At 70.2% G+C, this 20,338-nt stretch carries 21 protein-coding genes; 12 read left to right on the top strand and 9 right to left on the bottom strand.

All coding sequences use genetic code 11. The features are described 5' to 3' along the window. Nucleotides 1-100: 100 nt before the first annotated feature. From R2D22_RS19900 to R2D22_RS19875, 6 genes are all read left to right on the top strand, one after another. Nucleotides 101-493 (top strand): GntR family transcriptional regulator, encoded by a 393-nt coding sequence (locus R2D22_RS19900; RefSeq protein WP_318105401.1) that lies wholly within the window; start codon nt 101-103, stop codon nt 491-493. Beyond that, entirely contained in the window at nt 490-1,335 is an 846-nt protein-coding gene (locus tag R2D22_RS19895; RefSeq protein ID WP_318105399.1) for an ABC transporter ATP-binding protein, read from the top strand. Before R2D22_RS19900 ends, R2D22_RS19895 begins: the two co-directional genes overlap by 4 nt. Further along, nucleotides 1,332-2,303, top strand: coding sequence for a hypothetical protein (locus R2D22_RS19890; RefSeq protein WP_318105396.1), 972 nt, complete (start codon nt 1,332-1,334; stop codon nt 2,301-2,303). Before R2D22_RS19895 ends, R2D22_RS19890 begins: the two co-directional genes overlap by 4 nt. 206 nt (nt 2,304-2,509) lie before the next feature. Then, nucleotides 2,510-4,750 (top strand): RNA degradosome polyphosphate kinase, encoded by a 2,241-nt coding sequence (locus tag R2D22_RS19885; RefSeq protein ID WP_318105394.1) that lies wholly within the window; start codon nt 2,510-2,512, stop codon nt 4,748-4,750. A 43-nt stretch (nt 4,751-4,793) separates the two neighbouring features. Then, nucleotides 4,794-5,831 carry a CHAD domain-containing protein gene (locus R2D22_RS19880; protein ID WP_411977153.1) on the top strand — a complete coding sequence of 346 codons (1,038 nt, stop codon included), beginning with the start codon at nt 4,794-4,796 and terminating at the stop codon, nt 5,829-5,831. Then, nucleotides 5,828-6,268 (top strand): NUDIX hydrolase, encoded by a 441-nt coding sequence (locus tag R2D22_RS19875; protein WP_318105386.1) that lies wholly within the window; start codon nt 5,828-5,830, stop codon nt 6,266-6,268. Before R2D22_RS19880 ends, R2D22_RS19875 begins: the two co-directional genes overlap by 4 nt. Here the strand turns inward: R2D22_RS19875 and R2D22_RS19870 are convergent. After that, nucleotides 6,225-7,871 (bottom strand): recombinase family protein, encoded by a 1,647-nt coding sequence (locus R2D22_RS19870; protein ID WP_318105384.1) that lies wholly within the window; start codon nt 7,869-7,871, stop codon nt 6,225-6,227. The two genes, R2D22_RS19875 and R2D22_RS19870, sit on opposite strands and share 44 nt — an antisense overlap. A 353-nt stretch (nt 7,872-8,224) precedes the next feature. Between R2D22_RS19870 and pstS the strand changes: the two genes are divergently transcribed. The 4 genes from pstS to pstB all read left to right on the top strand — a co-directional run bounded on the left by pstS (nt 8,225) and on the right by pstB (nt 12,333). Beyond that, nucleotides 8,225-9,358 (top strand): phosphate ABC transporter substrate-binding protein PstS, encoded by a 1,134-nt coding sequence (gene pstS, locus R2D22_RS19865; protein ID WP_318105382.1) that lies wholly within the window; start codon nt 8,225-8,227, stop codon nt 9,356-9,358. Nucleotides 9,359-9,462: 104 nt separating this feature from the next. Continuing rightward, nucleotides 9,463-10,464, top strand: a complete 1,002-nt coding sequence (gene pstC, locus R2D22_RS19860) for a phosphate ABC transporter permease subunit PstC (protein WP_318105380.1) — start codon at nt 9,463-9,465, stop codon at nt 10,462-10,464. Then, nucleotides 10,461-11,531: a phosphate ABC transporter permease PstA gene (gene pstA / locus R2D22_RS19855; RefSeq protein WP_318105377.1), complete on the top strand. Its 1,071-nt coding sequence runs from the start codon at nt 10,461-10,463 to the stop codon at nt 11,529-11,531. Before pstC ends, pstA begins: the two co-directional genes overlap by 4 nt. A gap of 25 nt (nt 11,532-11,556) precedes the next feature. Then, entirely contained in the window at nt 11,557-12,333 is a 777-nt protein-coding gene (gene pstB / locus R2D22_RS19850; RefSeq protein WP_318105375.1) for a phosphate ABC transporter ATP-binding protein PstB, read from the top strand. A gap of 412 nt (nt 12,334-12,745) precedes the next feature. Here pstB and R2D22_RS19845 read toward each other — a convergent pair whose 3' ends face one another. Next, a complete protein-coding gene (locus R2D22_RS19845) occupies nt 12,746-13,744 on the bottom strand; it encodes an inorganic phosphate transporter (protein WP_318105373.1) in 999 nt (332 codons plus the stop codon). 6 nt (nt 13,745-13,750) lie between these two features. Further along, nucleotides 13,751-14,371: a DUF47 domain-containing protein gene (locus tag R2D22_RS19840; protein ID WP_318105370.1), complete on the bottom strand. Its 621-nt coding sequence runs from the start codon at nt 14,369-14,371 to the stop codon at nt 13,751-13,753. A gap of 193 nt (nt 14,372-14,564) precedes the next feature. On the opposite strand from R2D22_RS19840, the gene R2D22_RS19835 reads away from it, so the two are divergent. Next, a complete protein-coding gene (locus R2D22_RS19835; protein ID WP_318105368.1) occupies nt 14,565-14,912 on the top strand; it encodes a metal-sensitive transcriptional regulator in 348 nt (115 codons plus the stop codon). A gap of 71 nt (nt 14,913-14,983) precedes the next feature. Here R2D22_RS19835 and R2D22_RS19830 read toward each other — a convergent pair whose 3' ends face one another. The 5 genes from R2D22_RS19830 to R2D22_RS19810 all read right to left on the bottom strand — a co-directional run bounded on the left by R2D22_RS19830 (nt 14,984) and on the right by R2D22_RS19810 (nt 18,954). Continuing rightward, nucleotides 14,984-15,181, bottom strand: coding sequence for a hypothetical protein (locus R2D22_RS19830; RefSeq protein ID WP_318105364.1), 198 nt, complete (start codon nt 15,179-15,181; stop codon nt 14,984-14,986). Nucleotides 15,182-15,335: 154 nt separating this feature from the next. Further along, nucleotides 15,336-16,172, bottom strand: a complete 837-nt coding sequence (locus R2D22_RS19825; protein ID WP_318105361.1) for an SCO4651 family lipoprotein — start codon at nt 16,170-16,172, stop codon at nt 15,336-15,338. A gap of 360 nt (nt 16,173-16,532) precedes the next feature. Next, the gene (locus R2D22_RS19820; RefSeq protein ID WP_318105358.1) at nt 16,533-17,237 is read right to left on the bottom strand and encodes a phosphatase PAP2 family protein; all 705 of its coding nucleotides are present in this window, start codon (nt 17,235-17,237) and stop codon (nt 16,533-16,535) included. A 188-nt stretch (nt 17,238-17,425) separates the two neighbouring features. After that, nucleotides 17,426-18,430 carry a C40 family peptidase gene (locus R2D22_RS19815; RefSeq protein WP_411977152.1) on the bottom strand — a complete coding sequence of 335 codons (1,005 nt, stop codon included), beginning with the start codon at nt 18,428-18,430 and terminating at the stop codon, nt 17,426-17,428. Between the two features lie 74 nt (nt 18,431-18,504). Continuing rightward, the gene (locus R2D22_RS19810) at nt 18,505-18,954 is read right to left on the bottom strand and encodes a hypothetical protein (protein ID WP_318105356.1); all 450 of its coding nucleotides are present in this window, start codon (nt 18,952-18,954) and stop codon (nt 18,505-18,507) included. Between the two features lie 187 nt (nt 18,955-19,141). Between R2D22_RS19810 and R2D22_RS19805 the strand changes: the two genes are divergently transcribed. Beyond that, entirely contained in the window at nt 19,142-19,501 is a 360-nt protein-coding gene (locus tag R2D22_RS19805; protein ID WP_318105354.1) for a DoxX family protein, read from the top strand. Nucleotides 19,502-19,520: 19 nt separating this feature from the next. On the opposite strand, the gene R2D22_RS19800 is transcribed toward R2D22_RS19805, so the two are convergent. After that, a complete protein-coding gene (locus R2D22_RS19800; RefSeq protein ID WP_318105351.1) occupies nt 19,521-20,303 on the bottom strand; it encodes an SAM-dependent methyltransferase in 783 nt (260 codons plus the stop codon). Nucleotides 20,304-20,338: the final 35 nt, after the last annotated feature.

The following is a 20,338-nucleotide window of genomic DNA, read 5'->3' as shown; positions in this document are numbered from 1 at the left end:
TCGGACCCAAGACCTTTCTGACAGGGGGCGGTTGACACCGCCCCCTCTCTTCCACCACCCTTTCACTATTCGAATAGTGAAAGGGTGGTGGAAGGACGACATGGTCGAGTACCGCATCGACCGGCGCAGCGGAGTCGCCACCTACCTCCAGATCGTCCAGCAGACCAAACAGGCCCTGCGCATGGGCCTGTTGGAGCCGGGCGACCAGCTGCCCACCGCGCGCGAGGTCGTCGAAGCGACGGCCATCAACCCGAACACGGTGCTCAAGGCCTACCGCGAACTGGAACGCGAGGGCCTCGTCGAGGCCCGCCGCGGCCTCGGCACCTTCGTCCGCGCGACGCTCGGCGCCGCCTCACCCGCCGACTCGCCCCTGCGGGCGGAACTCGCGGAGTGGGCGCGCCGGGCACGGACGGCCGGACTGGAGCGGGACGACGTCGCCGCGCTCTTCACCTCCGTACTGGAACAGCACTTCAAGGGGGACGACCACACATGACCGACCCGGTCATCGAGGCCGACGGCCTCGGCCTGCGCTACGCCCGCCGCCGGGCCTGGGCGCTCAAAGACTGCGACTTCGCCCTGCCCGGCAACCGGATCTGCGCCCTCGTCGGCCCCAACGGCGCCGGCAAGTCGACGCTGCTCGGCCTGGCCGCGGGCCTGCTCCGCCCCACCGAGGGCCGGCTACAGGCCCCGGCACGGGAGCGGATCGCGTACGTGGCCCAGGACAAGCCGCTGTACGGACAGCTCACCGTCGCCGAGACCCTGCGGCTCGGCCGCGAGCTGAACCCCGACCGCTGGAACGACACCGTCGCCGAACGGATCACCGCCGCCGGCCCGCTGCCGTCCGACGCGAAGGTGCGTGCGCTGTCCGGGGGGCAGCGCACCCGCCTCGCCCTCGCCCTCGCGCTCGGCAAGCGACCGGAGGTGCTGCTGCTCGACGAGCCGATGGCCGACCTCGACCCGCTCGCCCGGCGCGAACTCATGGGCGCGCTCATGGCCGACGCGGCGGAGCACGGCACGACCGTGGTGATGTCCTCGCACATCCTCACCGAGCTGGAGGGCGCCTGCGACCACCTCCTCCTCGTGCACGGCGGCCGGATCCGCCTGGAGGGCGCGATCGACGACCTGCTCGCCGCGCACACGCTCCTGACGGGCCCGGTCGCCGACCTGGCGCCGCACACCGTCGTCTCCTCGCGCACGACGGGCCGTCAACTCACCGCGCTGGTACGCCGCGAGGGCCCGGTGGACGGCCCCTGGCGGACGACACCGCCGACCCTGGAGGACCTCCTCCTCGCCCACCTCAGCACCGAGCGCACCCCGGAAGGAACCCCGGCATGAGCAGCCTCGCCCTGAAGGGCCCGTACTGGGTGACGGTCCGACAGCACCGGAAGGCGCTGTGGTGGACACTCGGCCTCGCCGCCGTCGCCGTGGTCGCGCTGGTGACCTCACGGCTCTGGTCCGACAGCGCCGTGGCGGCGCTGCGCGCGGCGGGCTGCACCGTCTCCAGCGAGAACCCGACCTGCTTCCAGCCCACTCGCGACTACCTCGACGACCAGTGGAACGCCCGGCACATCGTCGAGTACGCCGCCATGGGCATGCTCGTCCTGCCCGGCATCGTGGGGGCGTTCGTCGCAGGTCCGATGCTCGCCCGCGAGCTGGAGTCCGGCACGTACAAACTGGCGTGGACCCAGTCCGTCACCCCGACGCGCTGGCTCGCCGCCAAACTCGCCGTGCCCGCCGCCCTCGTCCTCGCGGGCCTCCCGCTGCTGAGCCTCGCCTTCTACTGGGCTTGGCGGACCGGCCCGGCCCACGACTACCCGACGTACTGGTACGAGCCGAACGTCTTCGTCTCGTACGGCATCGTGCCGGTGGCGCACACCCTCCTGGGACTGGCGCTCGGCGCGGCCGTCGGCCTGCTCGTGCGGCGCACCGTCGTCGCGATGAGCGTCACCGCGCTGATCACCGGTGCGGCCCTCGCGGTGCTCGCCTGGCTGCGGGCCGGCCTGTGGCCCGTGAAGACGATCACCGGCAGCAGCGTGGACGTCTCCGCCTCCGCCGACTGGCGGCTCGACCACGGGATGGTCACCGCCACGGGTGAACGCATCCGCTGGGGCGACTGCGTCGTCACCCCCGACGTGGACGCGCGCCAGTGCATGACCGCCCGCGGCGGCGTCGCCGAATTCATGGACGTCCACCCGGCGTCCCACTTCTGGCCGCTCCAACTCGTCGAGACCGGCATCTGCCTCGCCGTCGCCGCCCTCGCGATCCTGCTCGCGTTCCGCGTGCTGCGCCGCCGGCACGGCTGAGACGCCCGTCCCGGCCCGTGGGCGGGGCCCCTGCGGCCCCGCCCACAGTCGCCCGCACGACATGTCGTCGTCACCCCCCATTCAGACGCACTTGCGACGCTCACTCAATGAAGCCCGCCGTGCGCCCACTCCCCCCGGGGAGACTTCCTCCCACCACGGCCCGCTCCGACGCGCCCGTTCACCCCTTCGCGCGGAAGAATGGGGCCATGAGCCAGCAGCCCGCCGAGGTCCCGGTCCAGTCCTCCGCCCAGCCGACCGCCCAGCCGTCGATCGGTTCCATAGCCGCGCACCGCCCGCACGCCGTCAATTCGGGCCCCGTGTCGGACCTCGAGCCCGACCTGGACGCCGATCTCGACGCGTACGAGGAGGACGGCGAGGGCGCCGAGCTGCCCCAGGGGCGCTTCCTCGACCGGGAACGCAGCTGGCTCGCGTTCAACGAGCGCGTCCTCGAACTCGCCGAGGACCCGCACACCCCGCTCCTCGAACGAGCCAACTTCCTGGCGATCTTCGCGTCCAACCTGGACGAGTTCTTCATGGTCCGAGTGGCCGGCCTCAAGCGCCGCATCGCCACCGGCGTCGCCACCCGCTCCGCCTCCGGCCTGCAGCCCCGCGAGGTCCTCGACCTGATCTGGACCCGGTCCCGCGAGCTCATGGCCCGGCACGCCGCCTGCTACCAGCAGGACGTCGCCCCGGCCCTCGCCGACGAGGGCATCCACCTCATCCGCTGGCCCGAGCTCACCGAGAAGGAGCAGGCCCGCCTCTTCACCCTCTTCCGGCAGCAGATCTTCCCGGTCCTCACCCCGCTCGCCGTCGACCCCGCGCACCCCTTCCCGTACATCTCCGGCCTGTCGCTCAACCTGGCCGTCGTCGTGCGCAACCCGGTCAGCGGCCACCGGCACTTCGCCCGGGTCAAGGTCCCGCCGCTGCTGACCCGCTTCCTGGAGGCCTCCCCGCAGCGCTACGTCCCCCTGGAGGACGTCATCGCGGCGCACCTGGAGGAGCTGTTCCCCGGCATGGAGGTGCTGGCGCACCACATGTTCCGGGTGACCCGCAACGAGGACCTCGAGGTCGAGGAGGACGACGCCGAGAACCTGCTCCAGGCCCTGGAGAAGGAACTGCTGCGCCGCCGCTTCGGCCCGCCGGTCCGCCTGGAGGTCGAGGAGTCCATCGACCCGTACGTGCTCGACCTGCTGGTCCGCGAGCTGAAGATCTCCGAGTCCGAGGTCTACCCGCTGCCCGGCCCGCTCGACCTGACCGGCCTGTTCGGCATCGCCTCCCAGGACCGGCCCGAACTGAAGTACCCGAAGTTCATCGCCGGCACCCACCGCGACCTCGCCGAGGTCGAGTCCGCGTCCGCGCCGGACATCTTCGCCGCGCTGCGCGAGCGGGACGTGCTGCTCCACCACCCGTACGACTCGTTCTCCACCTCCGTCCAGGCCTTCCTGGAGCAGGCCGCGGCCGACCCGGACGTCCTCGCGATCAAGCAGACGCTGTACCGGACCTCCGGCAAGTCCCCCATAGTCGACGCGCTCATCGACGCCGCCGAGGCCGGCAAGCAGGTCCTCGTCCTCGTCGAGATCAAGGCCCGCTTCGACGAGCAGGCCAACATCAAGTGGGCCCGCAAGCTGGAAGAGGCAGGCTGCCACGTCGTCTACGGCCTCGTCGGCCTGAAGACGCACTGCAAGCTGTCGCTCGTGGTCCGCCAGGAGGGCGAGACGCTGCGCCGGTACTCGCACGTCGGCACCGGCAACTACCACCCGAAGACGGCCCGGCTGTACGAGGACCTCGGCCTGCTCACCGCCGACCCGCAGGTCGGCGCGGACCTGTCCGACCTGTTCAACCGGCTCTCCGGCTACTCCCGCCGGGAGACCTACCGGCGCCTGCTCACCGCCCCCAAGTCCCTCCGGGACGGCCTGATCACGCGGATCAACAAGGAGGTCGTGCACCACCGCGCCGGACGGCCCGCCTACGTCCGCATCAAGGTCAACTCCATGGTCGACGAGGCCATCATCGACGCCTGCTACCGGGCCTCGCAGGCCGGTGTCCCGGTCGACATCTGGGTCCGCGGCATCTGCGCCGTACGGCCCGGCGTCACCGGCCTCTCCGAGAACATCCGGGTCCGCTCGATCCTCGGCCGCTTCCTGGAGCACTCCCGGATCTTCGCCTTCGGCAACGGCGGCGAACCCGAGGTGTGGCTCGGCAGCGCCGACATGATGCACCGCAACCTGGACCGCCGCATCGAGGCCCTGGTCCGGGTCTCCGACCCGGCCCACCGGGCCGCGCTCACCCGGCTCCTGGAGACCGGCATGTCCGACACCACCTCCTCCTGGCACCTCGGCCCGGACGGGAACTGGACGCGTCACGCGACCGACCCGGACGGCCAGCCGCTGCGGCACGTCCAGGAGATGCTCATCGACGCGCGGAGGCGCCGGCGTGCACAACCCTGACTTTCCCCGCGACGTGACGGCAGGACCGCCCACGGCAGGCGGCCTGCCCCCCGCAGGGGAACCGACGGCACGGGAAACGACGGCACGGGAACGGACCGCGGGGGAGGTGTTGGCCCCCTTCCTGCACGCCCGGGCCGCGGACTTCCTGCGCAGCCTGCGGCTGCACGCCGAGAGCGGCGCGGACACCGGCGGGGCGGAGGAAGCCGCCCGCGCGCTGCGCGGCGCGGCCCGCCGGATCAGCGGCACCCTGCACACCTTCCGGGTACTGCTCGACCCCGTCTGGGCCGACGACCTGCGCACCGAGCTGGCCTGGCTCTCCGGGACGCTGGCCCTGGAGCACGCCTGCACCTCCCGGCTCGTCCGGCTGGTGGACGCGCTGTCCCGCCTGTCGGGCGGGGGCGGCGCGGCCGGCGCGGGCGCGAACGGCTCCGGCGTCCCGGCCGCCCGCGGCTCGGACGGCGGCGGACACGGGCTGACCGTGGGCGCCGCCCGCGCGGGCGCGCTGCTCGAACGCCAGCTCACCCTGGCCCGGACCCGGGCCCACTCGGCGGCCCTGCAGGCGCTCGGCTCGTCCCGGTTCCACGCGGTCGCCGACGCGGTCGCGCTGCTCGCCTCCGACGTGCCGCTGGGCCCGGCCGGCGCCGCATCGGCCGAAGAAGTCCTGCACGCGCCCGCCGAGGTCGTCGAACGCCGGCTGCTCGACGCCGTCACCCTCCTGCCGCTGGCCCGCGCCGCCCACCCGTACAACGCCGAGGCCCTGGAGCTCGCCGCCGGCGAGGCCCAGGACGCCCCCTGGCACCGGGCCCGCCAGCTGCTCCGGCTGCACCGGTACGCGCAGGAGGCGCTGCGCGCGGACGGCGCCGCGGACCCCGTCCTGTACGAGGCGGGCCGGACCCTGGACCGGCACCGCGACGCCGCCGAGGCCGCCGCCGCGGCCGCTACGGCCGCCCGCACCCCCCGGATCGCCCCGGCCACCGCGTACGCCCTCGGTGTCCTGCACGCCGACCAGCGCCACGAGGTCGAGGCCTCCCGCTTCGCCTTCCAGCAGACCTGGCAACGCGCCACGGCCCCCGTCTCATGACCTCCGCCCCCACCCCGATCCTGGCCGCCGGCTGCGTCCTGTGGCGCCCGGCACTCGCGGGCGGGGGCATCGAGATCGCCCTGGTCTTCCGCCCCAAGTGGAGCGACTGGTCGCACCCGAAGGGCAAGCTGAAGCGTGGGGAGAAGGCGGAGGATGGCGCGCGTCGGGAAGTGCGGGAGGAAACCGGCATGACTTGCGACCTTGGCATCGAGCTGCCGACCGTTCACTACGCAGTGGAAGGCCGCCCGAAAGAGGTGCGCTACTGGGCAGCCGAGGTGGCCGGTGGCTCGTTCGAACCGAACCGGGAGGTAAGCCGGTTGCTGTGGCTCTCTCCCGAGGCGGCGCGAGCCCGCCTGACACAGCAGAGAGACAAGGAGCTCGTCGACGCCTTCCTCAAAGCGTGGAATGAACCGCCGCCCGGCGCCACACTGGCCTGAGAAGCGAGGGGTCAAAGGGAGCCTTGTCACTAACACCCGCCGGTACGGGCAGTACGAGCACCGATGTGAGTGCGCAGGAAATCACCTCGCGTCTCCGTTCCAGCGCCATGCTCCCCCACTTCTCCCGACGCCACCCACGCAGCAGGTTTCGTTTCGCTTCGGCGTCGAGGTGCTCCTGCCTTTCGGCCCCCAAATCCTCGATGTTCCTAGTTAGCCGCGCCAGCAGGTCACGGACGTCGCCCCAGGCCGACTTCCCTGCGGCAACCGATTCTTCGATCGCCCGCCGTTGCACACAGAGCGCGGTCAGCTTCTCCTCACCGCGCCACGCAGTCGTGTCCTGTGTGGTGCCAGAGAAATACTCGTCCAGGTAGTCGAGTACCAGACCCTCCAGGTACCGGTCCACCGATTCCACCCCGCGACCGATTCCCCTGCAGTTGACGTCTCCGCACCGGTAATAGTCGCCGTACTTGGCGTTCCTGCCCGTCGCTCGGTTTCCGCTCAGCTTCGAGTGGCAGACCTCGCCGAGGTCGTTGAGCCGCCCGCACCGCAGAACTCCCGAGAACAGGTATGCCCGGACCTTCATGGCATCCGTCGGGCCCGGGCAGACTCCTTCCCGCCGCATGCCTCGATGGAGACGCGCAGCGTTCACCCCCGTCATGATGGTCTTCCACGTCTCGAAGCCGATCCCCTCCAGCTCCTCGTCGACGTGGTGCCACTCCCCGATCACTGGCTCGCCGGTTGTCGGATCCGTCACCAGGACGCCGTCGAGAACTCGACCACCCCACCAGGCCGGATTCGCGACGAGCGCCTTCACGCCCTGTTCCGACCAGCGGCCTCCCCGTGCCGTCCCGACGCCTCGCCTGTTCAGGTCAGCGGCGATCCCTCGCCACGACATGCCCGCGGCTCGCGCCTTGATCATGGCGACCAGGTGCGGCCACTCATCGTCGTTCCTGTGCTTGTTACCGCAGCGAAAGGGGTTCCGAGCGGCTCCCAGCCAGCCGAATCGACGAGGCCCGGCAAACACCCGGCCTTCCTCCGCCCGGTCGGCACGGCTCCTCGCCGTACGCGTGCGGACTCTGTCCACCTCCGCCAAACCGAGACCCAGGCCGTCGTCACAAGCAAGATCAAGCACCGATGAGCCCTCGATGAAGACTCCGTCGCCAGCCATCATCAGAGCGTCCTGGAAGCGGACGAAGTCGCGGGGAAGGCGGTAGACCCGTTCGCGCTCGACGCTGACGCACCCACGAACGGGAATCCCCGACTCCCGCTCACAACCATGTGCAATGTCCTGGCACATCCAGTGGAACGCGGGGCGCGTCACGGCGGCCTTCGCGGCCGTCAAATTGTTGTCCTCGTAGTACAGCACCACGGCACAGCCCAGCCGCTCCGCGTTTCTGGTGTTGTTCCTGTGCTGGCGGGTGAGTCCGGTCGAGTCGCCGTCCAGCCGGTCGGCGGAGACCCGGGCGTAAGAGATCAATGGCGTCCGCCCGCCCAACCAGCTGTCCGGTGTGCCACCCTTGTCCAGCCACATCTGTAGCTCAGGGGCCACGTACCAGCGGGAGAACGTCCTGGACGCCCGCTCGGCATCACGCGTGTCGATCACGCCACACCCCCTTGTGCACCGTCAGTCGCAACGACTCAACGAGCGGTATCACCGAAAGGGCACGGCGGAGTCCAGCCCCGCGACCGCGCCCTCCTGGACGCGCTCGTGTCCTCGGCCGCGCGCTGAGGCACCTCCGCCCGCCGACGCCACCCGCGACGGGCATCCGCACCACGCCTTTCGGCACGGTTCACTTTCCGTTCACTCTCCTCCGTCGACGGCTTCACCTGTTCTGCCTAATTTCGGCCGTACAAGGTGCACGGCACTGCGCCGCTGCACTCACCCCGACACACGCCGTCATAGAACGGCCAGGACAACAGGTCCCGGCGGGCGGCTTCTGGAAGGAACACCCGAAAGTGAAGCTTTCGCGCAAGAACGGGCTTCGCGCCTCCGCGATCGGTGCCCTCGTCGTGTCCGGCGCCCTGGTCCTCTCGGCGTGTGGTTCGGACGACAACAGCGGCAACACCGACGGCGGCAAGAAGACCGCCGCCGCGTCGAACATCAAGTGCGACGGCGCCAAGGGCCAGCTCCTGGCCGCCGGCTCCACGGCGCAGAAGAACGCCATGGACCTGTGGGTCAAGAACTTCCAGGCTGCCTGTGACGGCGTCGAGGTCAACTACCAGGCCATCGGCTCCGGCGGCGGCATCACCAAGTTCAACCAGGGCCAGGTCTCCTTCGCCGGCTCCGACTCCGCTCTCAAGGACGAAGAGGTCGCCGAGTCGCAGAAGATCTGCAAGGGCGGCAAGGGCGTCAACCTGCCCATGGTCGGCGGCCCGATCGCCATCGGCTACAAGCTGAACGGTGTGGACAACCTCGTCCTCGACGCCTCCACGATCGCCAAGATCTTCGACGGCAAGATCACCAAGTGGAACGACGCGGCGATCGCCAAGCTGAACCCGACCGCCAAGCTGCCGGCCACCACCATCCAGGCCTTCCACCGCTCCGACGAGTCGGGCACCACCCAGAACCTGGGCAAGTACCTCTCCTCGGCCGCCGCGGCCGACTGGAAGTACGACCCGAAGTCGAAGGCGTGGCCCGCCCCCGGCGGCCAGGCCGCCAACGGCTCCTCCGGCGTCGCGACCGGCGTGAAGGACACCGAGGGCGCCATCGGCTACTTCGAGCTGTCCTACGCGACCGCCAGCAAGATCTCCACGGTCGACATCGCCACCGGTGCCGCCGCCCCGGTCAAGGCCACCACGGAGAACGCCTCCAAGGCCATCGCCGCCGCCAAGGTCAAGGGCACCGGCAACGACGTGGCCCTGTCCCTCGACTACACCACCAAGGCCGAGGGCGCGTACCCGATCGTCCTCGTCACGTACGAGATCGCCTGCGACAAGGGCAACAAGGCGGAGACCCTGCCGACCCTGAAGGCGTTCCTCAACTACACCGTGAGCGACGAGGGCCAGAAGGTCCTCTCCGAGGCCGGCTACGCCCCGCTCCCGGCCGAGATCGCGGCCAAGGTCCGCGCGATCGTCCCCACCCTGTCCTGATTCCAGACCGGGTCCGGCCCGTCCAGCACCCCTGACGGGCCGGCCCCGGTTTCCGGTGCACCGCCGCCAGGAACCCCCCGGGGTTCCGCAGACCGGAGAGTCCGATGGTTTCGACAACCAAGCAAGCCACCCCACCGCCACCGCGCGGTGACATAGACAACAGCCGGAGTGCCAAGAGCACCGGCCGCGCCGGAGACCGCATCTTCCTCGGTCTCTCCCGCGGCTCCGGCATCACCCTGCTCGTGATCATGGCCGCGATCGCGGTCTTCCTGAGCTACCGCGCCGTGCTCGCCATCTCGCAGGACAGCACGAACTTCCTCACCACCTCCGAGTGGAACCCGGCCGGCCAGCCGCCGGTCTTCGGCATCGCGGTCCTCGCCTTCGGCACGGTCGTCTCGTCGATCATCGCCATGGCCATCGCCGTGCCGGTCGCGATCGGCATCGCGCTGTTCATCTCGCACTACGCGCCGCGCAAGCTCGCCGCGCCGCTCGCGTACGTCGTCGACCTACTCGCCGCCGTCCCCAGCATCATCTACGGCCTCTGGGGCGCGATCTTCCTGGTCCCGTACCTGGACGGCCTGAACAAGTGGCTCGACCAGTACATGGGCTGGACGTACATCTTCGACAAGTCCAGCGACGGCCCCGCCCGCTCCCTGTTCACCGTGGGCATCCTGCTGGCGATCATGATCCTGCCGATCATCACCAACGTCACCCGTGAGGTCTTCCTCCAGGTCCCGCGCATGCACGAGGAGGCCGCCCTGGCCCTCGGCGCCACGCGCTGGGAGGTCATCCGCATGTCGGTGCTGCCCTTCGGCCGCTCCGGCATCATCTCGGCCTCGATGCTGGGCCTGGGCCGCGCGCTCGGCGAGACGATCGCCGTCGCCGTCGTGCTCTCCCCCAGCTTCCTCATCTCCGGGCACCTCCTCGACCCGGGCGGCGGCACCTTCGCGCAGAACATCGCCTCCAAGTTCAACGAGGCCAACGAGTTCGGCCGTGACGCGCTGATCGCCTCCGGCCTGGTGCTCTTCGCCATCACCCTGCTGGTCAACGGCGCGGCGCGCTGGATCATCGCCCGCCGCAAGGAGTACTCGGGGGCCAACGCATGACCGCCATACAGGAACGCCCGGTGAACTCCGTCGTACGCCACGACCCGCTGAGCCACGCCCGGCTCCCCCGCTGGACCCCGATCGCCGTCGTCGCCGGCTCGATCGCGGCCGCCGTCGGCCTCGGCCTCGGCGCCGGCTGGCACAGCCGCCTCCAGTGGGGCCTGCTCGCCGCGCTGTTCTTCGTCCTCGGCACGTACGCCGTCACCGCCAAGGTGGAGGGCCGCCGCCAGGCCAAGGACCGGGTCGCGACCAGCCTCGTCTGGGTCTGCTTCATCCTGGCCGTCGTCCCGCTGCTTTCGCTGGCCTGGACGACGATCAGCAAGGGCATCGAGGTCCTGGACGCGAACTTCCTGACCCACTCGATGAACGGCGTCCTCGACGCCGACGAGGGCGGCGGCGTCTACCACGCGCTGCTCGGCACCATCGAGCAGGTCGGCATCGCCACGCTCATCGCCGCCCCGATCGGCCTGCTCACCGCGGTCTACCTGGTGGAGTACGGGCGCGGGAAGCTCGCCCAGGCGGTCACCTTCTTCGTCGACGTCATGACGGGCATCCCGTCGATCGTCGCGGGCCTCTTCATCCTCGCCACCTGGAATCTGATGCTGGGCTTCGGGCCCTCCGGATTCGCCGGCGCGATGGCCCTCGCGATCCTGATGATGCCGGTGGTCGTCCGCTCCACCGAGGAGATGCTCAAGCTCGTCCCGAACGAGCTGCGGGAGGCCTCGCTGGCCCTCGGCGTCCCGAAGTGGCGGACGATCCTGAAGGTGGTCCTGCCCACCGCGATCGGCGGCATCACCACGGGCGTCATGCTCGCGGTCGCCCGCATCACCGGTGAGACGGCCCCCGTCCTGCTCCTCGTGTTCGGTACGAAGCTCATCAACCCGAACCCCTTCGAAGGCGCGCAGGCCTCCCTGCCCCTGTACGTGTACGAGCAGTACGCGGTCGGTACCGACGCCGCCATGGCCCGTGCCTGGGCCGCCGCGCTCGTCCTCATCGCCTTCGTCATGATCCTCAACCTGGTGGCCCGCGGCATCGCCCGCTGGAAGGCCCCGAAGACCGGCCGCTGACCGCGGCACATTGGAAGTGATTCAGATGGCCAAGCGAATCGACGTCAGCGGCCTTTCCGCGTACTACGGCGCCCACAAGGCGATCGACGACATCTCGATGACCGTCGAGCCCCGCTCGGTGACGGCCTTCATCGGCCCCTCCGGCTGTGGCAAGTCCACGTTCCTGCGCACCCTCAACCGCATGCACGAGGTCATCCCCGGCGGGCGGGTCGAGGGCAAGGTGATGCTGGACGACGAGAACCTGTACGGCGCCGGCGTCGACCCGGTCGCGGTGCGCCGCACGGTCGGCATGGTGTTCCAGCGCCCCAACCCGTTCCCGACCATGTCGATCTTCGACAACGTGGCGGCGGGCCTGCGGCTGAACGGCAAGTACAAGAAGTCCGAGCTGAACGACATCGTCGAGCGCTCGCTGAAGGGCGCGAACCTCTGGAACGAGGTCAAGGACCGCCTGAACAAGCCGGGCTCCGGCCTCTCCGGCGGCCAGCAGCAGCGTCTGTGCATCGCCCGCGCGATCGCGGTCGAGCCGGACGTCCTGCTGATGGACGAGCCCTGCTCGGCGCTCGACCCGATCTCGACGCTGGCGATCGAGGACCTGATCGGCGAGCTGAAGGAGCGCTTCACGATCGTCATCGTGACGCACAACATGCAGCAGGCCGCCCGCGTCTCCGACCGCACCGCCTTCTTCAACCTGGCGGCGGTCGGCCAGCCCGGCAAGCTGATCGAGCTGGACGACACCGAGCGCATCTTCTCCAACCCGTCCGTCCAGGCCACCGAGGACTACATCTCCGGCCGCTTCGGATAACCCCAGAACCGTCTGCGGTGCTGCATGGCGGTGCCACCGCACGACGAAGGCCCGGTCCCTCTCGCAAGAGAGGGACCGGGCCGCATCCGTTGTGGGCAATCGTCGCCGCCCCGTTGTGGGCATACGTTCCGCATGGGGTCCCCCAGGACGAAGTCCTAGGGGGAGGATCAGGGTGGGCACAACCTCGGGGACCGGCTCCCGCTCAGGACCGCCCACCCGAAGGGCCCGCTTCCCTCCTGGAGGGAAGCGGGCCCATTTACGTATGTCCGGCGCGACCCGTCAGCCGAAGATCAAGGCCACCACGTAATAGCTCGCGGCCGCGACCAGCGCCGCCGCCGGCATCGTGATACTGCATTCCCTCGGGGGATAACCCCCGAACCCCCAGCCCGACGGGGCAAGGCGCTTCGGACCATCAGCCGAAGATCAAGGCCACCACGTAATAGCTCGCGGCCGCGACCAGCGCCGCCGCCGGCATCGTGATGAACCACCCCAGGATGATGTTCTTCGCGACACCCCACCGCACCGCGTTCACCCGCTTCGTCGCGCCGACGCCCATGATCGCCGAGGTGATCACGTGCGTCGTCGAGATCGGCGCGTGGAAGAGGAACGCCGAGCCGAACATGATCGACGCGCCCGTCGTCTCCGCCGCGAAACCCTGCGGCGGGTCGAGCTCGATGATCTTCCGGCCGAGGGTCCGCATGATCCGCCAGCCACCCGCGTACGTACCGAGCGACAGCATCACCGCACAGGCGATCTTCACCCACACCGGGATCTCGTCGCCCGCCTGCTGCACGTCGGCGATGACCAGGGCCATCACCACGATGCCCATCGTCTTCTGCGCGTCCTGCAGACCGTGGCCGAGCGCCATGCCCGCCGCGGACACCGTCTGGGCGATGCGGAAACCGCGCTTCGCCTTGTGCGGGTTCGCCTTGCGGAACATCCACAGGATCACGCACATCACCAGGTAGCCGGCCACCAGGCCGACCACCGGCGAGATGAACATCGGGATCACGACCTTGTCGAGGACGCCCGACCAGATCACCTCGGTCCCGCCGGCCAGCGCCGCGCCCACCATGCCGCCGAACAGCGCGTGCGAGGACGAGGACGGCAGACCGAAGTACCAGGTCACCAGGTTCCAGATGATCGCGCCGACGAGCGCGGCGAAGAGGATGCCCATCCCCTTGTCGCCCTCGGGCGTCTCGATCAGGCCCTCACTGACGGTCTTGGCGACCCCGCTGCCGAGGAACGCTCCGGCGAGGTTCATGACGGCCGCCATCGCCAGCGCCGCGCGCGGCGTCAGCGCCCGCGTGGAGACCGACGTGGCGATCGCGTTCGCCGAGTCGTGGAAACCGTTCGTATACGTGAAGCCGAGCGCGACACCGATGGTCACGATCAGCGCAAAGGTGTCCACGAAGCCTCAGGACTCCTTGACCGCGATGGTCTCCACCGTGTTGGCCACGTGCTCGAAGGCGTCGGCCGCCTCTTCCAGCACATCCACGACCTGCTTGAGCTTGAGCACCTCGATGGCGTCGTACTTGCCGTTGAAGAGCGTCGCGAGCAGCTTGCGGTGGATCTGGTCGGCCTGGTTCTCGAGCCGGTTGACCTCGATCCAGTACTCGGTGAGGTTCTCCATCGTCCGCAGGTGCGGCATCGCCTCGGCGGTCAGCTCCGCCGCGCGGGCCAGCACCTCGATCTGCTGCTCGACGCCCTTGGGCAGTTCCTCGATGTTGTAGAGGACGACCAGGTCGACGGCCTCCTCCATGAAGTCCATGATGTCGTCGAGGGAGGACGCGAGGTTGTAGATGTCCTCGCGGTCGAACGGCGTGATGAACGAGGAGTTCAGCTGGTGGAAGATCGCGTGCGTGGCGTCGTCGCCCGCGTGCTCCGCTGCCCGCATCCGCTCCGCGATCTCGGCCCGGGCGGAGGAGTCCGCTCCGAGCAGTTCCATCAGGAGCTTCGAGCCCGTGACGATGTTGTCCGCGGAAGCGGCGAACATGTCGTAGAAGCTCGTCTCCCTGGGGGTCAGACGAAAGCGCACGTGGGGTCCTCGGGGTGCATGGGTTTCGGTCAGGCTGATGCTAGGCGCATCATCCGGCCACGGCTAACCGGCGTCTTTCAGTGTCGCCCATCAGGCACAGTGATCTGCACGGACCCCCGCCCGGAGGCGCAGGGCCCGGTATCATATACCCACGAGGGGTATACCAACCCCCTCTGGACAGCGGGAGGACGCGATGACGACCACCGAGGCGGACCAGGTCACCCCCGAGGCCGTCGAGCCCACCGACCATGACCACGGCGTGCACGGGTACCACAAGCAGAAGGACGAGCACCTCAAGCGGCTGCGCCGCATCGAGGGCCAGATCCGCGGACTCCAGCGGATGGTCGACGAGGACGTCTACTGCATCGACATACTCACGCAGGTCTCCGCGTCCACCAAGGCGCTCCAGTCCTTCGCGCTGCAGCTCCTGGAGGAGCACCTGCGGCACTGCGTGGCCGACGCGGCCCGTACCGGCGGCGACGAGATCGAGGCGAAGGTCGAGGAGGCCACGAAGGCCATCGCCCGCATGATGCGGACCTGAGGCCGGCCGCCGGTGGCGGAATCCGGCCGCGGCGTACGGCGCGGCGTGGAAGCCACCGCGCCGCCGCGGTCTCAACGCCGCCGCACGTCGGCGGCGGTCGCCTTGAGCACCTCGTCGATCCTGAGCACCTCGTCGATGCGGTCCGGGCTGAGCCGTTCCCCGTCGGCGGCGGACGCCGCGATCATCAGCTCACCGCACAGCTCGATCTCGGCGAGGGCGATGTGGTCGTGGTCCAGGACGGTCGTCGGAGTGGGCGGGGCCACGCGCATTCACCTCTTCCTAGCCGGTGTCGGTCTCCAAGCGTAGGGAGCACGGCACGCAGCGCGCATGACACGTCAGGACCATTTGCGCCTTGGCCCACACCGCCCCGCCGGTGGCCCACTCCGCCCACCGGCGGCCCACACACCGCCCCGCCGACGGCCGTTACGCCTCGATCCGCCCCGCGTAGATGTCCTCCGCGTCCGGCAGCCGCACCTCGACCGGCGTCCCGAAGCCGAACAGCAGCGTCGTCGACGCGACCGCGACCGTCCGCCCCTGGTTCAGGTAGCTGAAGCGGTGCCGCACCTTGCGCAGCCGCCCCTCGTCGTCCAGGTACGCGTCGAACGGCACCGCGTCGTTGGCGAACCCTTTCGCCGCCGCCGCCAGCGCGCCCCGCACCTGCGGCGACGCGGCCCGCGCGGCCCGCGCGATGTCGGTGGTCCCCCGGTAGTGGCGCACCCGCACCCCGGCGAGGTCCAGCTGTCCGACGTACCGCACCTCGCGTGCGCCCCGCAGCAGCTCGGCCGCCGCGGCCGGGTCGGTCGCCCCGCCGGTGACGAGGTTGCCGTCGGTGAGCGTGGTGGTGTCGATCCGCACCCACTTGTCGGCGGGCACCCCCGCGCCGCGGTTCTTCATGTACAGCGCGCCGGGGGCGAGCAGCTCGGTGATCGGCCGGTGCTCCTCGGCCCCGGAGGCGTCCGTGGGCAGCACGACCTTCAGCCGGCCGACGCGCTGCCGGAAGTCGTACGTGCCTTCGCCGCGGATCGTGACCCGGGTGCCGCCGGTCGCCATCTCCATGGACGTCCGCGTCTTCGACGTACCGGCGTGGGCCAGCACCACCGAGGCGTCCCGCACCGTCCGCGTCGGGTCGGCCTCGCCGGTCCGGGCGTCGGCCCGGCCACCGGAACAGCCGCTGAGGGAACCGGTGAGGGCCGTCACTCCGACCACGGCGGCGGCGACGGCGACCGTCCCGCCTCTGAGCCTGTGCTGCTGCACCACCATCGCCTGCCAACCCCCAACGCGGTCCCGCCGATTGCCCGAACCCACCCAGCCGTCCTAACGACGGCCTCGGGCACTCGTCACGCGAAGTACCGTGGAGAGGTGCACGACCAGCCCCTCCATCAGACGTCCACGACGGAACGCGGCTCGTTCGCGGTAGCCCGGTGCAGCTGCGGCTGGACGGGGCCGGCCCGCAGATCGCGGGAGCGCGCGCGAACGGACGCGGCGGCGCACTTGGCGCCGCCGCAGAAGGATTCGTAGGGGTGTCGTAGGGGCACGCAGGAGGCCGTAGGGGACTCCGTAGAGGCTCGTGGGGCGAGTCGGTAGGCCGCCCCCGCCGATCGGGAGAGGGCAGGCCCGACCTCAGGCCGCCAGGTCGTTCTCCCCCGAACCGATGCGGGGCTCCGGGATGTCGACCGCCTCGGTCAGCGGCAGGTCCGCCTTCCGGGACCGTACGAGCCTGCCGACCCGCGGCGAGCGGGCGACGGCGGAGACGACCGGGGTGAGCAGCGCGAGCGCGAGCGGGGCGAGCAGGAGCGCCACGGCCGTGCCGAGCGCGAAGCCGCCGACGACATCGGTCGGGTAGTGCACGCCCATGTAGACGCGGCAGAAGCCCTCGGCGAGGGCGAGGCCGATCGCGGCGAGACCGAACTTGCGGTTGGCGACGAAGAGTCCGACGCCGATCGCCATCGCCATCGTGGCGTGGTCACTGACGAAGGAGAAGTCCGTCTTGCCGGACACCAGGACTTCGATGCCCTCGTGGTCGTTGAACGGCCGGGGCCGCTCGACGAAGCCGCGGATGGGGATGTTGACCAGGAGGGCGATGCCGGCCGCGAGCGGGGCCCAGATCATGCCGGCCACGCCGGAGACGGAGTCCGTCAGGGAGCCCCGGCGGCGGACGCTCCACCAGCACCAGAGCACCACCATGACCATCGCGAGCATGATGCCCCACTCGCCGACGAATTCCATGACCCGGTCGAACCACGGGGGTGCCGACTTCGCGAGTCCGTTGATGTCGTAGAGCAGGCTGACATCGGGGTTCGACCCGTCCGATGCGAGTCCAGCCATCTGCTGCGGCCCCTTGCCTTGTATTCCGGCCCCCGTGGTCGTGTGTGGTCAGAACTAGGGAACGACACGCTCCGCGCATACGTTCCAGACTCCACCGAACGATCACTATGACGTTATCGAAGAGTGACACATCGTCGCAGCTCAGGGCCTTGGCTTCACGGAGAGTTCCGTCCCCGTCCGACAGGACGTCAGGCGCGCGGCAGGCCGGTCGGCAGCGCCGCGGCCCCGTCCTTGGTGACCCGGGTCGCACCGAAGTAGTCCGGTGTGTCGATCTTGTCGAACCGGATGACGGCCCCAGTGTACGGCGCGTTGATCATGTAGCCGCCGCCGACGTACAGCCCCACGTGCCGGATGGCCCGCGAGTTGCTGAGGTCGTCCGAGAAGAACACCAGGTCACCCGGAAGGAGTTCGTCCCGCGACGGATGCGGCCCGGCGTTGTACTGGTCGTTGGCCACGCGCGGCAGCTCGATGTCCACGGTCCGGTACGCGGCCTGCGTCAGGCCCGAGCAGTCGAACCGCCCGTTCTGCTCCGGCGTACCGTTGCCGCCCCACAGGTACGGCGTGCCCAGCTTCTGCTGCGCGAAGTAGATCGCCCCGGCCGCCTGCCGCGACGGCTCGATCCGGCCGACCGGCCGCGCGAAGCTCTTCTCCAGCTCGCGGATGATCCGCACGTAGTTCTGGGTCTCGCTGATCCGCGGCACGCCGCCGGACTTAATGACCCGGTACGCGCCGGCGTTGTACGCGGCGAGCATGTTGTTGGTGAGGTCGCCGGGCACGTTCTTCACGTACCCCGCGAGCTCGCAGTCGTACGAGGCCGCGCTCGGGATCGCGTCGTTCGGGTCCCAGACGTCCCGGTCCCCGTCCTTGTCCCCGTCGATGCCGTGCCCGGCCCAGGTGCCGGGGATGAACTGCGCGATGCCCTGCGCGTTGGCCGGGCTGACGATCCGCGGGTTCCAGCCGCTCTCCTGGTACAGCTGCGCCGCCAGCAGCGCCGGGTTGATCGCGGGGCAGAGGTTCCCCCACTTCTGGACCAGCCCCTGGTACGCGGCCGGAACCGCGCCCTTGGCGAGCGCCACGGTGCCGTTCTTGCCGTTCCCCGCACCCCCGATGAGCCCGGCGGCGGCGGAGTACGTGCCGACGACGAGGAGCACGACGAAGCCCAGGCAGGCCCCGATCGACACCCCGGCGACCATCCACGCCTTACGCACCGTCAACCACCCCTAGGGTCTTGGCAGTCCATCCCGCCCAGTCTAGGCGGGCAGGGTGGTCAGCCGAAGGAGAGCAGCGCGACGAGGCTCAGAATGACCGTCAGATGCGGCAGCAGGCCCATGGACGCCACGGCGAGCCGGGCACGCTGCCAGCGCACCCGCCAGGGCAGGGCCAGCGCGGCGACCATCGCGAGCGGGGTCAGCACGAAGATCCCGTAGTAGGCCAGCGACATCACGGTGAGCGGCACCGTGACGCCCGGCGCGCAGTCGTCGGGGCCGCAGCTGCCCGAGGCCATGGCCGAGAAGCCGTAGACCAGCAGCACGAAGAAGTGCGCCGCGACCGCCACGAGCCCGACCACGACCGACGGCACCCACGCCGTCGTGTCCCGCTCCTCGGGCCGGCGCGGCAGCTTCCGCTGCGCGGCCCAGTGCGCCCGGGCATACACCTTGTCCCAGCGGGGGTCGGTGGAGCGGGCGGCGGTGGCGGTCGCGGGCCGGTTCGTCGTCATGCGTCCATGACACCGCGCGGGGCGGACGGGGCGCCTCGGCGCGGGTACTCAAGGCGTACTCATCGCGTACTCAAAAAAATTCTCGGCGGACCTGTCACATCGGTCCCCCGGCGCGGGTCAAGCCAGTGAACGACAACAGCGAACCACCGAGCCCGACCCACACGAACGCCGCTGAGGAGCCCCGACCATGAACGTCGACTTCACCGCCTCGACCGCCACCACGATCGTCACCGTCGTCGCCGCCGCCCTGGTCGGCTTCTCGGCCTTCTCGGTCTTCACGAAGGCCCAGTGGGTGGTGCAGCCTATGGCCGACTACGGCATCCCGATGAACTGGCTGCCGCTGCTGGGCACCGCCAAGGCCGCCGGGTCGCTCGGCCTCCTGGCCGGACTGTTCGTCCCCGTCCTCGGTCTCGCGGCGGCCGTCTGCCTCGTCCTGTACTTCACCGGGGCCGTCATCGCAGTGGTCCGCGCCCGCTCGTACGCCCACATCCCGTTCCCGCTGGTGTACGTGGCCCCGGTCGTCGCCGCCCTGATCCTGGCGAACTGACGGGTGCCGGCCCCCGCCGTCACTTCCGGCCGACGCCCGCGTACATCGCGACGTCGGCCGCAGGCGTCTCCGGCCGCCACGCCGAGCACGAGACCACACCGGGCTCCAACAGCTCCAGCCCGTCGAAGTAGCGCGCGACGGCGTCGGGGGTGCGCTGGGTGAGCTTCGGGGTCCCGTGCTCGTTCCAGAACGCCACCGCCGCGTCGACGTCCGGCATCTCGGGGTGCTTGACCGTGTGGGAGAGGACCAGGTGGCTTCCGGGAGCGAGCGCGTCCATGAGCTTCCGCACGATCCCGTACGACTCCTCGTCGTCCTCGATGAAGATGACGACGCCGAGCAGCATCAGCGCGACGGGCTGCGAGAGGTCGAGCGTCTTCGAGGCGGCGGCGAGGATCGTGTCGACGTCCCGCAGGTCCGCGTCCAGGTAGTCCGTACGGCCCTCGGGCGTGCCCACGAGCAGTGCACGGGCGTGGGCGAGCACGAGCGGGTCGTTGTCCACGTAGACGACACGGGACTCCGGCGCGACGCGCTGCGCGACCTCGTGCGTGTTGTCGGCGCTCGGCAGCCCGGTCCCGATGTCCAGGAACTGCCGGATGCCCTCCTCCTCGGCCAGATACCGCACCGCCCGCCCCAGGAACAGCCGGTCGGCCTTGGCGTACTCCCCGATCCCGGGATGCAGCTCCCGGATCTGGTCGCCCGCCGCCCGGTCGACGGGATAGTTGTCCTTGCCGCCGGTCCAGTAGTTCCATATCCGGGCGGTATGGGGCCGGGACGTGTCGATCCGCGATTCGATGTCGGTCACGCCCCCAACGTACCCGCGATCGATGAACTCCCCGC

Source organism: Streptomyces sp. HUAS YS2, assembly GCF_033343995.1.
In the GTDB taxonomy this organism is placed as follows: Bacteria; Actinomycetota; Actinomycetes; order Streptomycetales; family Streptomycetaceae; genus Streptomyces; species Streptomyces solicathayae.
The sequence above is the reverse complement of the archived record's forward strand: the minus strand, read 5'-3'. Positions and strand labels throughout refer to the sequence as shown.

What these genes read in the sequence shown, in the direction of transcription:
- R2D22_RS19900 (WP_318105401.1), top strand. Translation starts at nt 101, where the DNA reads ATGGTCGAGTACCGCATCGACCGGCGCAGCGGAGTCGCCACCTACCTC.
- R2D22_RS19890 (WP_318105396.1), top strand. Translation starts at nt 1,332, where the DNA reads ATGAGCAGCCTCGCCCTGAAGGGCCCGTACTGGGTGACGGTCCGACAG.
- R2D22_RS19830 (WP_318105364.1), bottom strand. Translation starts at nt 15,181, where the DNA reads ATGCGCGTGGCCCCGCCCACTCCGACGACCGTCCTGGACCACGACCAC.
- R2D22_RS19885 (WP_318105394.1), top strand. Translation starts at nt 2,510, where the DNA reads ATGAGCCAGCAGCCCGCCGAGGTCCCGGTCCAGTCCTCCGCCCAGCCG.
- R2D22_RS19835 (WP_318105368.1), top strand. Translation starts at nt 14,565, where the DNA reads ATGACGACCACCGAGGCGGACCAGGTCACCCCCGAGGCCGTCGAGCCC.
- pstC (WP_318105380.1), top strand. Translation starts at nt 9,463, where the DNA reads ATGGTTTCGACAACCAAGCAAGCCACCCCACCGCCACCGCGCGGTGAC.
- R2D22_RS19805 (WP_318105354.1), top strand. Translation starts at nt 19,142, where the DNA reads ATGAACGTCGACTTCACCGCCTCGACCGCCACCACGATCGTCACCGTC.
- pstB (WP_318105375.1), top strand. Translation starts at nt 11,557, where the DNA reads ATGGCCAAGCGAATCGACGTCAGCGGCCTTTCCGCGTACTACGGCGCC.
- R2D22_RS19895 (WP_318105399.1), top strand. Translation starts at nt 490, where the DNA reads ATGACCGACCCGGTCATCGAGGCCGACGGCCTCGGCCTGCGCTACGCC.
- R2D22_RS19825 (WP_318105361.1), bottom strand. Translation starts at nt 16,172, where the DNA reads ATGGTGGTGCAGCAGCACAGGCTCAGAGGCGGGACGGTCGCCGTCGCC.
- R2D22_RS19875 (WP_318105386.1), top strand. Translation starts at nt 5,828, where the DNA reads ATGACCTCCGCCCCCACCCCGATCCTGGCCGCCGGCTGCGTCCTGTGG.
- R2D22_RS19810 (WP_318105356.1), bottom strand. Translation starts at nt 18,954, where the DNA reads ATGACGACGAACCGGCCCGCGACCGCCACCGCCGCCCGCTCCACCGAC.
- pstA (WP_318105377.1), top strand. Translation starts at nt 10,461, where the DNA reads ATGACCGCCATACAGGAACGCCCGGTGAACTCCGTCGTACGCCACGAC.
- R2D22_RS19815 (WP_411977152.1), bottom strand. Translation starts at nt 18,430, where the DNA reads ATGGTCGCCGGGGTGTCGATCGGGGCCTGCCTGGGCTTCGTCGTGCTC.
- R2D22_RS19820 (WP_318105358.1), bottom strand. Translation starts at nt 17,237, where the DNA reads ATGGCTGGACTCGCATCGGACGGGTCGAACCCCGATGTCAGCCTGCTC.